Origin of the sequence: Pantoea allii, from assembly GCF_002307475.1 — a bacterium.
Lineage (GTDB): Bacteria > Pseudomonadota > Gammaproteobacteria > Enterobacterales > Enterobacteriaceae > Pantoea > Pantoea allii.
The window spans coordinates 1-13,164 of sequence record NZ_NTMH01000034.1; the positions used below are offsets into that span (position 1 = coordinate 1).

Here is a 13,164-nt window from a genome sequence, read left to right on the forward strand (position 1 = left end):
TGTCCCGTCCTGAATAGCGTTGACACATTTTCCACTGGTTTTGAGGAGAATGTGATGAAACAGTATGTTAAACGCACTCAGCGGGATTACTCTCTGTCTTTTAAGCTGGCAGTCGTGGAGCAGGTTGAAAAAGGCGAGATGACTTACCGCCAGGCTCAGGAACGCTACGGCATCCAGGGATGTTCCACCGTGCTCATGTGGTTACGTAAATACGGTCATCTGGACTGGCAGTCATCCCGGCAGCGCACCACCCGTGGAGGAAACATGACAAAATCTCTCCCCCTCACACCTGAACAGCGAATCAAAGAGCTTGAGCAGCAACTGGCTGAATCCGAAGTTAAAGCGCAGTTTTTTGAAGCTGTCGTGAAGGTGATGAACACCGAATTCGGTGCCACACTCACAAAGAAGCAGTTAGCGTCCTTATCGCGAAAGCACAGACACAATCCCTGAAACTGACTGTCGTCAGGGTCTGCCGGTATTTAAAGATAAGCCGTCAGGCCTGGTATCAGGGATGCCGGCGTGAAATGCGCAGGGCTGAAAAGGCACACCGCATTACTGAAGAAGTCAGACTTATCAGGTTACAGCAGCCCCGCCTGGGTACCCGGAAACTGCAGCATATTCTTAACGAGCGGGAAGATGCCGCATTGCATATCGGGCGGGACAGTCTGTTCGCTGTGCTGCGGGAAGCCCGGTTACTGGTTCATCCGGCAAGGGCTTATCATAAAACAACGAACAGCCGTCATCATTTTTACAGACATCCGAATCTGCTGAAAGCGGGGCCGGAGCAGACGGTAATCTCCGGTCCGGAGCAGGTATGGGTTGCCGACATCACCTGGCTTCCGGTAAGAACAGGTATGGCCTACATCAGTCTGGTAACGGACGCTTTCTCACGAAAAATCGTGGGGTATCATGTTCATGAAAGTCTGCATACGGAACACGTTATTAAGGCGCTGCAAATGGCACTGAGGGAGCGGCAGGGAAAGGGCCGCCTGATCCACCACTCAGATCGCGGACTTCAGTACTGTTCGGCAATGTATCAGTCAGTGCATAAAAAACACGGTCTTGTCTGTTCAATGACGGACGGCTACGACTGCTATCAGAATGCGCTGGCAGAAAGGGTTAACGGCATACTGAAAAATGAATTACTGATTACGCGTCCGGCAGACGTGGTGCAGGCAGGCAGGATGGTCAGTGAGTCAGTCAGGATCTATAACAGCCAGCGTCCTCATCTGTCATTAAAATACAAAACGCCTGATGAGGTACATCAGGCGTTTTAAAAGATAAAAAAAGTGTCAACCTATGCCAGGACTAGTCATGCAGAACAAGTAAAATGTTCACTTTCCTGCCGAGCTAACTCATCAAGAATGCCTTGATAATGCTTTGGCTTCAAGGCTTTTCAGCCACATTCTCGTCCTTTCTCACAATTTGCTGTAGTTGACAAAAAGTGACATTTTTTTGTGATCAAAATCACACATCTATAGGCATATCGCGCTATGCTGGATCCATTCAGACGGCAATCACAGAGAGGTAAGCATAATGATCGTGAATATTACCAGTAAGCAAATGGAAATCACTCCAGCCATCCGTGAACACGTCGAAGACCGTCTCGCCAAGTTAGAAAAATGGCAAACAGACCTGATTAACCCACATATCGTTCTGTCGAAAGAGTCCAAAGAATTTGTGGCGGACGCCACCATTAACACACCCAACGGGACACTGGTCGCCAGTGCCAAGCACGACGATATGTATACCGCTATCAACGACCTGATTAGTAAACTTGAGCGCCAACTCAACAAAGTTCAGCACAAATCTGAAGCGCGCCGTGCGGCCACCAGCGTCAAAGACTTTACGCCCGCCGCAGAAGAATAAGTTCTGCTCCAGCCTTACCGACGCGCCTACGGGCGCGTTTTTTGTTGACAGCTTTTCATCTGTGCGGTTACTCTCAGTTCAGCTTATTTTTCGGAACCTGTCATGAAAACACTGTCGTTTTTCTTCGCTTTCTTTTTTACCTTCCCCTGATTGGGAGGCCATTCGTCGTGTAAAAAGAAAGCGAAGACGAACAACAAAGCCTCCCAATCGGGAGGCTTTTTTATTGGATAGCTTACAGGTGAGCCTTATGACCCCGGACAATCCGCTTCTGGCACTGCGTGAAAAAATCAGCGCCGTTGACGAAAAACTACTGACGTTACTCGCCGAACGGCGTTTGCTGGCTGTGGAGGTGGCACAGGCGAAACTGGCAACGCACCGCCCTGTCCGCGACGTTGAACGTGAACGCGCGCTGATTGAGCACCTTATCGTACTGGGCAAAAAACACCAGTTGGATGCCCACTACATCACTCGTCTTTTCCAGTTGGTCATTGAAGATTCGGTTCTGACACAGCAGGCGTTGCTGCAAAAAAACCTTAACCATCCTCATGCTCACGCGGCCCGCATCGCCTTCTTAGGCCCGAAAGGCTCTTATTCTCATCTGGCGGCGCGTCAGTATGCTGCACGCCATTTCAGTAATATGGTGGAGTGCGGTTGCCTGAAATTCCACGACATCATTAAACAGGTCGAAAACAACGCGGCAGATTACGCCGTCTTACCGATTGAGAACACCAGCTCCGGTTCTATCAACGACGTTTACGACCTGCTGCAACAGACCAATTTATCGATTGTGGGTGAGCTGACGCTGCCGATTGAACACTGCATGTTGGTCAGCAGTCAGAGCGATCTGGAACAGATTGAAACGGTCTACAGTCATCCGCAGCCTTTTCAGCAGACCAGCCACTTCATTAACCGCTTCCCACACTGGAAGATTGTCTATACCGAAAGCACCGCCGCGGCCATGGAAAAAGTCGCCGCACTGAACTCACCTAAGGTCGCGGCGATTGGTAGCGAAGCCGGTGGCGAGCTGTATCAGTTACAGGTGCTTGAGCGCAATCTGGCAAACCAACAGCAGAATCACACGCGCTTTATTGTCCTGGCCCGAAAATCCATCGAGGTATCCGATCAGATTTCGGCGAAAACCACGCTGATTATGGCAACCGGTCAGCAGGCGGGTGCGCTGGTTGACGCGCTGTTGGTATTACGTCAGCACAATCTGATTATGAGCAAGCTGGAATCCCGTCCGATTAACGGTAACCCATGGGAAGAGATGTTTTATCTGGATGTGCAGGGCAATCTGCAGTCTGAAAAAATGCAGCAGGCACTGGAAGAGCTGCGTGCGATGACGCGTTCATTGAAAGTGCTTGGTTGTTATCCCAGTGAAAATGTCATTCCTGTCGAACCCGAGAAGTAGCCAGAAAAAAGGCATCCATCTGGATGCCTTTTTACATTACGGACGGCTGTCGTTAGCCGAGCGAAGCAAGCTTCTGCTCTCAACCAAAAAGCGTTTGGCGTGATCGCCAAACCAGTCTTCGACCCGATTAAAGCTGGCGATAAAGGCGTGTTTATCACCTTGCTCCAGCAGCGCAATGGCTTCACCAAACCGCTGATAATAGCGTTTGATAAGGTTCAGGTTATTTTCAGACGACATGATGATATCCGCATAAAGCTGCGGATCCTGCGCGAACAAGCGCCCCACCATTGCCAGCTCAAGCCGGTAAATGGGCGAGGATAATGCCAGCAGCTGATCAAGATTGACGTTCTCTTCAGCCAGGTGAAGGCCATAAGCAAAAGTGGCAAAATGGCGCAGCGCCTGGATAAACGCCATGTTCTGATCGTGCTCTTCCGCCCCAATACGATGCAGGCGAGCTCCCCAGACCTGTATTTGCTCCAGCAGCCACTGATAGGCTTCGGGCTGCCGCCCATCGCACCAGACCACAACCTGTTTGGCAAGGCTGCCGCTGTCAGGTCCGAACATGGGATGCAAACCCACTACCGGTCCGCGATGCGCCGCCAGCATCGCCTGTAAAGGCCGATTCTTGACGGAAGCAAGATCCACAAGGATGCAGTCATCCGGCAGTGGAGGAAGCTGTTCAATGACCTGTTCAGTCAGATGAATGGGCACGCTGATAATCACCATACCAGCATCGCTTAACAGCGCATCGGCCCGATCCCAGTCGTCTTTATCCAGCGTTTTCACCTGGTAACCCGACAGCGTCAGCATTTTAGTAAACAGCCGCCCCATCTGGCCATTACCGCCGACGATAACCACCGGACGAAGATCGGGACGCAGCGTTTTAAAGCCTTTATCGTTTTCGCTGGTATAGGATTCTCGCATCACACGGCGCAATATGTCTTCGATCAAATCGGCAGGCACACCCAGTGCTTCCGCCTCTTTGCGACGGGACGCCAGCATGGAAGCCTCCCGTTCCGGGACATAGATAGGTAAACCATGACGACTTTTTACTTCGCCCACTTCCGCTACCAGTTCCAGACGTTTTGCCAGCAGATCCAGTAACGCTTTATCTACCGTATCAATTTGTTCGCGTAATGCGTTTAGTTCAGCCACCATTGCCCACTACACCTCGTGTGAAAGACGCGCCGACAGCACCTCGTGTAGCTCATCATGCATTTCACGCAGTAATGCCTCCGTGACGCTCCAGTTGACGCAGGCATCGGTAACAGAAACGCCGTACTTCATATCACTGCGCGGCTGCTCCGAAGACTGGTTGCCTTCGTTAATGTGGCTTTCCAGCATCAGGCCAATAATCGAACGGTTGCCTTTCTTGATCTGGTCAACGGCCGACTGAGCAACACCAGGCTGACGGCGGTAATCTTTGTCAGAATTACCGTGGCTGCAATCTATCATTAAGGCTGGACGGAGTCCCGCTTTAAGCATGGCAGTTTCACATTGTGCTACGTCTTCCGGGCTGTAATTTGGCGCTTTGCCGCCGCGTAAAATCACATGCCCATCGGGATTGCCCTGGGTTTGCAGCAGGCAAACCTGGCCGGACTGATTGATGCCCACAAAGCGGTGAGGCATGGCTGCAGCGCGCATAGCGTTGATCGCCGTCCCCAAACTTCCGTCCGTGCCGTTTTTAAAGCCCACCGGCATCGACAGACCCGACGCCATTTCACGGTGGGTTTGCGATTCCGTGGTACGTGCACCGATCGCCGACCAGCTAAACAGATCGCCTAAATATTGCGGGCTGTTTGGGTCCAGCGCTTCAGTAGCTAAAGGTAAGCCCATATCGACCAGGTTAACCAGTAATTCACGGGCAATATGTAAACCCGCTTCCATATCGAATGAGTTATCCATGTAAGGATCGTTGATTAACCCTTTCCAGCCAACGGTGGTGCGGGGTTTCTCAAAGTAGACGCGCATAACAAGATACAGGCGATCTTTTACCTGTTCAGAGAGTCTTTGCAGACGACGGGCATAATCCAGAGCAGCTTCCGTATCGTGAATTGAGCAGGGGCCACAGACCACTAACAGGCGCGGATCACGGCCTGCAATGATATCGGCAATCGTCTGGCGCGAAGCGGCGATTTGCGCCTGCTGCGCGTTGCTCAAGGGGAATTTGTTTTTTAGCTCTTCCGGAGTAATCAACACTTGCTCATTGGCGATATGAACATTGTTTAACGCGTCTTTTTGCATCGTCCTGTCCTTTACTCTCATTTATACGGTCAAGGGGTCCTCATGGAAGAGGTGCTTAACTGTATCATAAGTGGTACATCTGGCAATCCTTTGTGTACACTTTATTTACCACGTTAAAAATGCACCGCTAATAACCTCAATTAAATCATAAATAACAAAAACTTAATTTATATCACAAAAAGCCCTAGTTATTTTTTAGTGTAAATTAAAATGTACACTCAATTTATTCCCCGGTGCAAAATCGCCTGTTAACATACAGGGGGAAACGTACAAGGATGAGAGTATGACACCGATGATTTCGACACTTCGCCTGCGCCCTTTCGATTTAAATGATATTGAGGCTTTCACGGAAGCCGTTAACGACTCTCTGGACACATTGTTGCCCTGGATGAGTTGGGCACATCAGGATTATCAGCCGCATGAAGCCGAAAGCTGGATTCGCTTTACACACTTACAACGCGCACTTAAAGAAGCGGAAGAGTTTGCCATCGTGGATGCCGAGAACCGCCTGTTAGGTGGTGCAGGCTTTCGCTTTGCTAAAAAACCGGGAGAGTTTTGCGCTTTGGGGTACTGGGTTCGACGTGACGCGCAATGTCAGGGCGTTGCCACGCAGGCGGTAAAGTTGTTACTGGATTTTGGCTTCGCGCGTCCGGAGGTGCAAACCATTGAACTGCTGGCGGTTGAAAACAACTATGCCAGCAGACGCGTCGCGGAAAAAAGTGGAGGCCGCTTTATTGATTACCGCTATGGCGTGATTATCTTAGACAGCGGCCCGGTTAACGCGGCAATCTATCACTTTCAACGGCCATGATCCTGGATATCAACGTGCCATCCCTGCTGCCAACTGGCCGCATTTACAGGCTATAAGCCTCAGCGTAGGCAATAAACCAGCTATTAACGTCCATAGTTTTTCCTACGTTGCGCAGTGTGATGCTGCCGTATTCGATGCGTGCCAGTTCGAATGCGCGCATCTCTCTGTGGAAATGGCAATAGCCCTTAATAAAAATGCCATCACAGGATTCAACGTCCACACGTCGGTAAGCGACCCTGCCCTCAAAATCAAAATAACTGAAGCCGATCTCTTTCAGATCTAACCAGGGCATATCAACCTCGACAACCGGAACGTGCTCAGCAACAGCTGTAGCTTTTCTGTTCTTGCGCGCCAGCTCCTTTCTGTGCTCGCGTCCTGCCCAGACAATAATCACGTTAGCCGCCACAAAGATAAGGGCCGGACCATACAATCCCAGCGCAAGAAAAAGGGGAAACAACACCAATCCCATGCTTACCCAGACTGCCGTCAGGCAGCGGCAAAGCCACTTATGCTTGTTACCTTCCAGTGCATATCGGGCTGAATAAAATGAGGCTAGCGAAAGCATTAAACCGGAAACTAAAAAAACGGCGTCCTTCAAAACCTGTCCTTATGGCAATGAGAATGAATCAGGTAACGATCATATCAGTTCAGCCTCAGCCCTACGCTATACGACTGATATGCCAGTTAATGTCGTGTGTCGCAGCAAGACGATGGCGACCTCGCAGCACCGGTAGTTGGCTGGGATCTTGACACACATCCACGGTAACGGCGTGACGTTTCCACTCTGCCCCATGTTATTTTCAACAAGACAGAACGTATTATCCTGACCTGTCTCTTTTAGCCTGAAGACGACGGCAAAAAAATCGTTATAGTCACTGGCATAAAAAAAGGGGCTGGCACATTGCCAACCCCTTGTTTGCTATTAACTTTTAGATGTCGCGTTAGCGATACCTTAGTTAAGACGCTCTTTGATACGAGCAGACTTACCAGTACGCTCACGCAGGTAGTACAGTTTGGCTTTACGCACAGCGCCACGACGTTTAACAGCGATGCTGTCAATTACCGGAGAGTGAGTCTGGAAGACACGCTCAACGCCTTCGCCGTTAGAAATTTTGCGAACAGTGAATGCAGAGTGCAGACCGCGGTTACGGATAGCGATAACCACGCCCTCGAATGCCTGCAGACGTTTTTTAGAACCTTCAACGACCCATACTTTCACTTCCACGGTATCACCCGGACGGAAGGAAGGTACGTCCTGTTTCATCTGCTCTTGTTCAATTTGCTTAATAATGTTGCTCATAATTAAATCTCTTATCCTGGGTAAACTGATAGTCAGGGAAGATCACTCTTCCGCATCATCGTTTTGTCGCTGGTGTTCCTGTTGGAACGCCTTAAGCAACCTTGCTTGCTCTTCAGTCAGAGCCAGGTTTTCCAGAAGTTCAGGTCTTCTCAGCCAGGTACGGCCTAGCGACTGTTTCAGACGCCACTGGCGAATATCGGCATGGTTGCCCGACAGTAAAACTGGCGGAACCTCCATCCCGTCTAACACTTCAGGTCGGGTATAGTGCGGACAATCCAGCAATCCCTCCGAGAACGAATCCTCATCGGCTGACGCCTGCTTGCCGAGGACTCCCGGGATAAACCGGGCGACTGCGTCAATCATCGTCATCGCTGGCAGTTCCCCGCCGCTGAGAACGTAATCACCAATTGACCATTCTTCATCAATTTCGGTCTGGATTACGCGCTCATCAATCCCTTCATAGCGACCACAGACAAGGATGAGCTTGTCACGTGACGCCAGTTCGCAAACGCCCTGTTGGTCCAGTTTGCGCCCCTGAGGTGAAAGATATATCACCCTGGCACCCTCTCCCGCCGCTGCTTTCGCTGCGGAGATGGCATCCCGTAAAGGTTGTACCATCATCAGCATTCCCGGTCCGCCACCATAAGGACGTTCGTCCACAGTACGGTGCCGGTCGTGCGTGAAGTCACGAGGACTCCAGCTTTGAACGCTGAGCAGGCCATTTTTTACTGCCCGGCCAGTTACCCCGTAATCGGTAATAGCGCGAAACATCTCTGGAAACAGGCTAATTACACCAATCCACATCGTCTTCGCCGTTACGTTACCGTTTGATTCGGAGATCAAAAACCAGGATCCCAATCTACTTCAATAAGGCCAGTAGAGAGATCGACTTTCTTGATAACCTGTTCATCAAGAAACGGAATTAACCGCTCCTGTACACCAAACGCATCTTTCAGGTTTGCCTTGACGACGAGAACGTCGTTCGAACCGGTTTCCATCATATCGATGACTTTACCCAGCTCGTAGCCTTCAACGTTCACTACCTTGCAACCCATCAGGTCTTTCCAGTAATAATCACCGTTTTCCAGCGCAGGCAGTTGCGTCGAGTCGACCTGGATTTCGCAATTGGTCAACTGTGCCGCCGCATCCCGATCGTCAATGCCTTTGACTTTGATGATCAGGTCCTGATTGTGGTGCTTCCAACCATCCAGTTCTACCTGCTGCCATTTACCGGCGCGCTGGATAAACCAGGGTTGATAGTCAAAGATGCTTTCAGCGTCTTCAGTGGAGGAAAACACTTTGAGCCAGCCGCGAATGCCGTATGCCGCACCCATTTTACCCAGAACAATCGGGTTAACAGGTGCCTGTGCGGCAAGTTGTCTGCTCATGCTCACCACCGTGACAGATTAAGCTGCTTTCTTTGCTTCTTTGATCAGCGCGTTAACGCGATCAGAAAGCGTTGCGCCCTGGCCAACCCAGTGCTCGATACGATCCAGATCCAGACGCAGACCTTCTGCCTGACCAGATGCGATCGGGTTGAAGAAACCTACGCGCTCGATGAAGCGACCGTTGCGTGCATTGCGGCTGTCAGTGACGACGACCTGATAGAACGGACGCTTTTTAGCGCCGTGACGTGCCAAACGAATTGTTACCATAACATCCTCTTCAGTTAATAAAACACCCGGCCCCCATCGAGGAACGGGGTCCGGGTGCTGTATAAAAAGCCCGAAAATTTTACTCATTTTGGCGCAAAAAGCAACCTAAACCGAGTAATCCCAGGCTTTTTTGTGGAACCCATTAGCGTCCTGGGAAACCAGGCGGCATCATACCTTTCATGCCGCGCATCATTTTCGCCATTCCGCCCTTCTTCATTTTCTTCATCATGCGTTGCATGTCGTCGAACTGCTTCAATAAGCGGTTAACGTCCTGCACCTGCATTCCTGAACCTGTGGCAATGCGGCGTTTGCGCGAGCCTTTAATAATTTCAGGTTTCTCACGTTCTTTACGCGTCATCGAATTGATGATGGCTTCCATGCGCACCAGCACTTTGTCATCCATTTGCGATTTTACGTTGTCTGGCAGTTGTCCCATGCCTGGCAGCTTGCCCATCAGGCTCGCCATGCCGCCCATGTTACGCATCTGCTTTAACTGCTCAAGGAAGTCATTGAGATCAAAACCGTCGCCGGTTTTCAGTTTCTTCGCCAGTTTTTCTGCTTGTGCGCGGTCAACTTTGCTTTCGATATCTTCGATAAGCGACAGCACGTCGCCCATCCCGAGAATGCGCGAGGCAATGCGGTCTGGATAGAACGCTTCCAACGCATCGGTCTTCTCGCCCATCCCCATAAATTTGATCGGCTTGCCGGTGATATGACGAATCGACAGGGCAGCACCGCCGCGAGCGTCACCATCCACCTTTGTCAGAATAACCCCAGTCAGCGGCAACGCTTCATTAAAGGCTTTAGCGGTATTCGCCGCATCCTGACCGGTCATGGCATCCACGACAAACAGCGTTTCAACCGGATTAATCGCGGCATGAACCTGTTTGATTTCGTCCATCATCGCTTCGTCTACGTGCAGACGACCCGCGGTATCCACCAGCAATACATCATAAAACTTGAGTTTGGCTTCACGCAGCGCGTTATTAACGATATCAACGGGCTTCTGGCTCACATCCGATGGGCAGAAATCCACACCGACCTGCTGCGCCAGCGTTTCGAGCTGTTTAATCGCCGCCGGGCGATAAACGTCCGCAGACACGACCAGCACTTTTTTCTTGTGCTTTTCACGCAGGAATTTACCCAGCTTACCTACACTGGTGGTTTTACCCGCACCCTGCAGACCGGCCATCAGCACAACAGCCGGTGGCTGTGCGGCAAGATCCAGCGCGTTGTTTTCAGCACCCATTGCCGTAACCAGTTCGTTACGGACGATTTTGATAAATTCCTGGCCCGGCGTCAGGCTTTTGTTGACGTCGTGGCCTACCGCGCTCTCTTTGACGCGATTAATGAAGTCACGCACCACCGGCAGCGCAACGTCAGCTTCCAGCAGCGCCATGCGAACTTCGCGCAGCGTGTCTTTAATGTTGTCTTCAGTCAGCCTTCCGCGGCCGCTGATATTGCGCAGGGTTTGCGACAAACGATCGGTTAAATTGTCAAACATTGTCTCTCACTTAAAGAAAATCGCGAGGCGCCATATCGGCAGAATGCGGCGGATTATAACACGAAGCAGTGGCGATCTCTTCAATTCCACCTCAGATCGTTTGGAGCCTGCTGCTGCTGGCGCTATACTGCCCTTTTCCTTTATCTGACTGATGCCTGAAAGGAACTATGTCCGTTTTCGCGATTGTGGCGCTGTTCGCCTACTCCCTGAGTCTTGCACTCATTATCCCCAGCCTGTTGAAGCGTCAAAGCGGCTGGCGCAGATTAGCTGTGCTGTCGGCCTGTGTGGCGTTAGTGACACATGCTGTCGCCCTGCAGCAACGTATATTTGCTGTCGATGGCGGACAAAATCTCAGCCTGCTCAATATTGGCTCCCTTGTCAGCCTGCTGATCTGTTCGATCATGACCATTGTTGCCTCGCGAAATCGTGGCTGGCTGCTGCTGCCGATTGTCTATAGCTTTGCGTTAATCAACCTGGCCTTTGCCACGTTTGTGCCAAATGCGTTTATTACGCATCTTGAAACCACGCCTGGCATCATGATTCACATTGGCCTGTCGCTGTTTGCCTATGCGACACTGATTATTGCGGCGTTGTACGCGTTGCAGCTCGCGTGGATCGATTACCAGTTAAAAAACAAAAAGCTGGCTTTCACTCAGGATATGCCGCCGCTGCTTACCATTGAACGTAAGATGTTCCACATTACGCAGGTTGGCGTTGTATTGCTGACGTTGGTGTTGTGCACTGGCCTGTTCTACATGCACGACCTGTTCAGCGCCGAAAACGTGGATAAGGCCGTGTTGTCAATTATTGCCTGGTTTGTCTACATCGTTTTGCTGTGGGGCCACTATCATGAAGGCTGGCGCGGTCGCCGCGTAGTGTGGTTTAACTGCAGCGGCGCACTGCTGCTCACGATGGCTTACTTTGGCAGTCGCGTACTTCAGCACCTGCTTGTTCACAGTTCTTAATAAAAAGGAAGTTTTGCGGTGGAACATGTTTCGACCACGACCCTGATTGTCACACTCATCATTATGGTGCTGGTTTCAGCCTACTTCTCCGGCTCTGAAACCGGCATGATGACACTCAATCGTTATAAATTGCGCCATCAGGCTAAGCATGGCCATCGCGCAGCCCGCCGCGTCGAAAAATTGTTAAAGCGTCCGGATCGTCTTATCAGTCTGGTCCTGATCGGTAATAACCTGGTCAACATTCTGGCGTCCGCCATTGGGACCATTGTGGGAATGCGTCTGTATGGCGATGCAGGCGTTGCCATCGCGACCGGTATCCTGACATTTGTCGTGCTGGTCTTTGCCGAAGTCCTGCCAAAAACGGTCGCCGCGCTTTATCCAGAAAAAGTCGCTTATCCCAGTAGTTTTCTGCTCGGTCCGCTGCAATACGTCATGCTGCCGCTGGTCTGGTTGCTGAATACCATTACCCGCCTGCTGATGCGCCTGGTGGGCATCCGGGCGGATGGTGCGATTAGTTCTGCCCTCAGCAAAGAAGAACTGCGTACCATTGTCTATGAGTCGCGTACACACATGTCGCGCCGTAATCAGGATATGTTGCTGTCCGTACTCGACCTGGAGAAGGTCAGTGTGGACGACATCATGGTGCCGCGTAATGAAATTGTCGGTATTAATATCAACGATGACTGGAAGTCGGTGATTCGTCAGTTAAGCCATTCACCGCACGGCCGCATTGTCCTGTTCCGTGATTCGCTGGATGACTGTGTCGGAATGCTGCGCGTGCGCGAAGCCTGGCGCATGATGACCGAGAAAAAAGAGTTTACGAAAGAGATGCTGCTACGTGCCGCCGACGAGATCTACTACATTCCCGAAGGCACGCCGCTCAACATACAACTGGTGAAGTTTCAGCGTAACAAGAAAAAAACGGGCCTGGTGGTGGATGAATACGGCGACATTAAGGGCCTGATTTCGATAGAAGATATTCTGGAAGAGATCGTCGGCGATTTCACGACGTCGATGTCCCCTTCACTGGCTGAAGAAGTGATGCCGCAAAACGATGGCTCGGTGCTGATTGAAGGCAGCGCAAATATTCGTGAGATTAATAAAGTCTTTAACTGGCAACTGCCGGAGCAGGAAGCTCGCACCATTAACGGTATGTTGCTGGAAGCGCTGGAAGAGATCCCCACCGTTAACACGCGCGTCCGGGTGAATCACTATGATGTCGATATCCTGGATGTGCAGGATAATATGATTAAGCAGGTTCGCATTACCCCGCGGACACCGCTTAAGCAATCCGTCGGTTCCTGATGCAGACAAACCGCCTCTAAAGGCGGTTTTTCTTTTCGTCACAACCTGCGCCACTTCATGGCTGGCAACAGTCGCCGTCATGCATGAAACCGTTGTTTTA

15 protein-coding genes and 1 other annotated feature are annotated in these 13,164 nt (G+C 51.0%); of the genes, 7 read left to right on the forward strand and 8 right to left on the reverse strand.

The window, feature by feature from the left end; genetic code table 11:
• Positions 1-54: 54 nt before the first annotated feature.
• The 4 genes from CMR03_RS13120 (at position 55) to pheA (ending at position 3,280) form a co-directional block, all read left to right on the forward strand.
• A protein-coding gene (locus CMR03_RS13120; protein ID WP_425270632.1) for an IS3 family transposase occupies positions 55-1,277 on the forward strand; the annotation gives its coding sequence in 2 pieces (ribosomal slippage) (positions 55-399 and positions 402-1,277; 1,221 coding nt in all).
• Positions 1,278-1,536: 259 nt separating this feature from the next.
• On the forward strand, positions 1,537-1,869 hold the full coding sequence (raiA, locus tag CMR03_RS13125) for a ribosome-associated translation inhibitor RaiA (protein WP_063880704.1): 333 nt from the start codon (positions 1,537-1,539) through the stop codon (positions 1,867-1,869).
• A 101-nt stretch (positions 1,870-1,970) separates the two neighbouring features.
• Positions 1,971-2,094 (forward strand) — a sequence feature (Phe leader region).
• Complete coding sequence (locus tag CMR03_RS25390; RefSeq protein ID WP_193372328.1) at positions 1,972-2,019, forward strand: hypothetical protein; 48 nt, start codon at positions 1,972-1,974, stop codon at positions 2,017-2,019. It overlaps the preceding feature by 48 nt.
• Before the next feature lie 22 nt (positions 2,095-2,116).
• A complete protein-coding gene (pheA, locus tag CMR03_RS13130) occupies positions 2,117-3,280 on the forward strand; it encodes a bifunctional chorismate mutase/prephenate dehydratase (protein WP_063880705.1) in 1,164 nt (387 codons plus the stop codon).
• A gap of 36 nt (positions 3,281-3,316) precedes the next feature.
• Here the strand turns inward: pheA and tyrA are convergent, their stop codons facing one another.
• The gene (tyrA, locus tag CMR03_RS13135) at positions 3,317-4,438 is read right to left on the reverse strand and encodes a bifunctional chorismate mutase/prephenate dehydrogenase (protein ID WP_063880706.1); all 1,122 of its coding nucleotides are present in this window, start codon (positions 4,436-4,438) and stop codon (positions 3,317-3,319) included.
• Between the two features lie 6 nt (positions 4,439-4,444).
• Positions 4,445-5,524: a 3-deoxy-7-phosphoheptulonate synthase gene (locus CMR03_RS13140; RefSeq protein WP_096011719.1), complete on the reverse strand. Its 1,080-nt coding sequence runs from the start codon at positions 5,522-5,524 to the stop codon at positions 4,445-4,447.
• Positions 5,525-5,807: 283 nt separating this feature from the next.
• On the opposite strand from CMR03_RS13140, the gene CMR03_RS13145 reads away from it, so the two are divergent.
• Entirely contained in the window at positions 5,808-6,335 is a 528-nt protein-coding gene (locus CMR03_RS13145; protein ID WP_096011720.1) for a GNAT family N-acetyltransferase, read from the forward strand.
• 43 nt (positions 6,336-6,378) lie between these two features.
• Here CMR03_RS13145 and CMR03_RS13150 read toward each other — a convergent pair whose 3' ends face one another.
• The 6 genes from CMR03_RS13150 to ffh all read right to left on the reverse strand — a co-directional run bounded on the left by CMR03_RS13150 (position 6,379) and on the right by ffh (position 10,794).
• Positions 6,379-6,933 carry a hypothetical protein gene (locus CMR03_RS13150; protein ID WP_096011721.1) on the reverse strand — a complete coding sequence of 185 codons (555 nt, stop codon included), beginning with the start codon at positions 6,931-6,933 and terminating at the stop codon, positions 6,379-6,381.
• Between the two features lie 354 nt (positions 6,934-7,287).
• Positions 7,288-7,635 (reverse strand): 50S ribosomal protein L19, encoded by a 348-nt coding sequence (rplS, locus tag CMR03_RS13155; RefSeq protein ID WP_013026892.1) that lies wholly within the window; start codon positions 7,633-7,635, stop codon positions 7,288-7,290.
• Positions 7,636-7,677: 42 nt separating this feature from the next.
• Positions 7,678-8,439 carry a tRNA (guanosine(37)-N1)-methyltransferase TrmD gene (gene trmD / locus CMR03_RS13160; protein ID WP_096011722.1) on the reverse strand — a complete coding sequence of 254 codons (762 nt, stop codon included), beginning with the start codon at positions 8,437-8,439 and terminating at the stop codon, positions 7,678-7,680.
• A 35-nt stretch (positions 8,440-8,474) separates the two neighbouring features.
• Entirely contained in the window at positions 8,475-9,023 is a 549-nt protein-coding gene (gene rimM / locus CMR03_RS13165; RefSeq protein WP_063880711.1) for a ribosome maturation factor RimM, read from the reverse strand.
• A gap of 18 nt (positions 9,024-9,041) precedes the next feature.
• The gene (gene rpsP / locus CMR03_RS13170) at positions 9,042-9,290 is read right to left on the reverse strand and encodes a 30S ribosomal protein S16 (RefSeq protein ID WP_007893313.1); all 249 of its coding nucleotides are present in this window, start codon (positions 9,288-9,290) and stop codon (positions 9,042-9,044) included.
• Between the two features lie 142 nt (positions 9,291-9,432).
• Complete coding sequence (ffh, locus tag CMR03_RS13175) at positions 9,433-10,794, reverse strand: signal recognition particle protein (protein WP_063880712.1); 1,362 nt, start codon at positions 10,792-10,794, stop codon at positions 9,433-9,435.
• 167 nt (positions 10,795-10,961) lie between these two features.
• On the opposite strand from ffh, the gene CMR03_RS13180 reads away from it, so the two are divergent.
• The gene (locus CMR03_RS13180) at positions 10,962-11,759 is read left to right on the forward strand and encodes a cytochrome C assembly family protein (RefSeq protein WP_063880713.1); all 798 of its coding nucleotides are present in this window, start codon (positions 10,962-10,964) and stop codon (positions 11,757-11,759) included.
• Positions 11,760-11,777: 18 nt separating this feature from the next.
• On the forward strand, positions 11,778-13,064 hold the full coding sequence (locus CMR03_RS13185) for an HlyC/CorC family transporter (protein ID WP_063880714.1): 1,287 nt from the start codon (positions 11,778-11,780) through the stop codon (positions 13,062-13,064).
• Positions 13,065-13,164 lie beyond the last annotated feature (100 nt).